The organism is Micrococcus sp. KRD026 (assembly GCF_017168445.1).
In the GTDB taxonomy this organism is placed as follows: domain Bacteria; phylum Actinomycetota; class Actinomycetes; order Actinomycetales; family Micrococcaceae; genus Micrococcus; species Micrococcus luteus.
The window spans coordinates 1-1,464 of sequence record NZ_JABFBA010000032.1; the positions used below are offsets into that span (position 1 = coordinate 1).

The 1,464-nt window shown below is 67.7% G+C and carries 2 pseudogenes; both read left to right on the top strand.

Going from position 1 to position 1,464, the window contains the following annotated elements:
* Positions 1–206: pseudogene (locus J1M40_RS11640) on the top strand (IS256 family transposase); the annotation flags it as partial.
* A 127-nt stretch (positions 207–333) separates the two neighbouring features.
* Positions 334–1,341: pseudogene (locus J1M40_RS11645) on the top strand (IS481 family transposase).
* Positions 1,342–1,464 lie beyond the last annotated feature (123 nt).

Genomic DNA, 1,464 nt, shown 5'->3' on the forward strand with positions numbered 1-1,464 from the left:
CCGAGGCGGCGGTGAAGCTGCTCTGGCTGGCGATCTGCAACATCGAAGACAAACGCGCCGCCGAACGCGCTCGGGACCGGGGCAAACCCGCCGGCCAGCGCAAAGCCCAGGGCCGGCTCGTCGAAGGCCAGGCCGTCACGAACTGGAAGCAGGCCCTCGCCCAGCTCGCCGCGGCCTACCCCGACCGGATCAACCCCTACCTGTGACCACCCCGCTTACACAGACAAGTTGACACGCCCTCTTGGCACGGGCCCCGGGCTGAGATGAGACGAGTGGGCCTCTCCCGCAGGATGGAAGTTCCTACACAACCCATCCGCGCAAAGAGACCCACTCATGACTCACGCTAACGCACCCCTGACTCCCACCGGCCGTCTCAGGATGGCCCACCGCCACCTGCACGACGGCATCCCCCAAGCCCATGTCGCAGCCGAGTTCCGCGTCAGCCGCCCCACGGTGGCCACCTGGGTGGCCCGCTACCGCGCCGAGGGCGAGGCAGGACTGCAAGACCGCTCCTGCCGGCCACGACGCTCTCCCGCCCAGCTCGACCCGGCCCTGGTCACCCAGATCCTCACCCTGCGCCGGGAGTGCAAGTGGTCAGCCCGCCGCATCCATCACCACCTCGTCTCTCAAGGCCACCAGGTGTGCCTCCGCACCGTGGGCAGGTGACTGCACCGACTCGGGATCTCCCGGCTACGAGACCTCGCGCCCACGGGTGAGGACCTGCGCCAACGACCCCAGAAGATCACCGCGAGAGGGCCGGGGCACATGGTGCACCTGGACGTGAAGAAGATCGGGCGCATCCCTGAAGGGGGAGGCTGGCGTGCTCACGGCCGGGACTCCGAGAACGCGCGAGCGGCCAAACGCGGGCCTGGCCGACGGGTCGGGTACACCTACCTGCACTCGGCGATCGACGGGTACACCCGCCTGGCGTACACCGAGGCGTTGGAGGACGAGAAGGCGGTGACCACGATCGGGTTCTTCTGCCGGGCGAGGGCGTTCTTCGCCGCCCACGGCATCACCGTGGACCGGGTGATCACGGACAACGGCAACAACTACCGGGCCGTGGACTTCACCCGGAAGGTGGTCTCGCTCGGGGGCCGGCACCACCGGATCCGCCCCTACACCCCGCGTCACAACGGGAAGGTCGAGCGGTACAACCGGCTGATGGTGGACGAGGTCCTCTACGCCCGCCCGTACTCCTCAGAGCAAGCTCGGCGTGAGGCCCTGGCGGTGTGGGTGAACCACTACAACTATCATCGGCCTCATACCTCCTGCGGAGACGCTCCTCCGGCCTCACTGGCACCGACCCGAGTCAACAACGTCATGCCCTCCTACAGCTAGGGCGTGTCTGAGAATAGATGCACGAGTCAGCTGAGACCCTGGGGACATGTCCCGGTTCCAGATGCTCTCTGACACCCAATGGGAGTTGATCGCCCCGATGCTCCCGACCCGGACCGGCCGCGC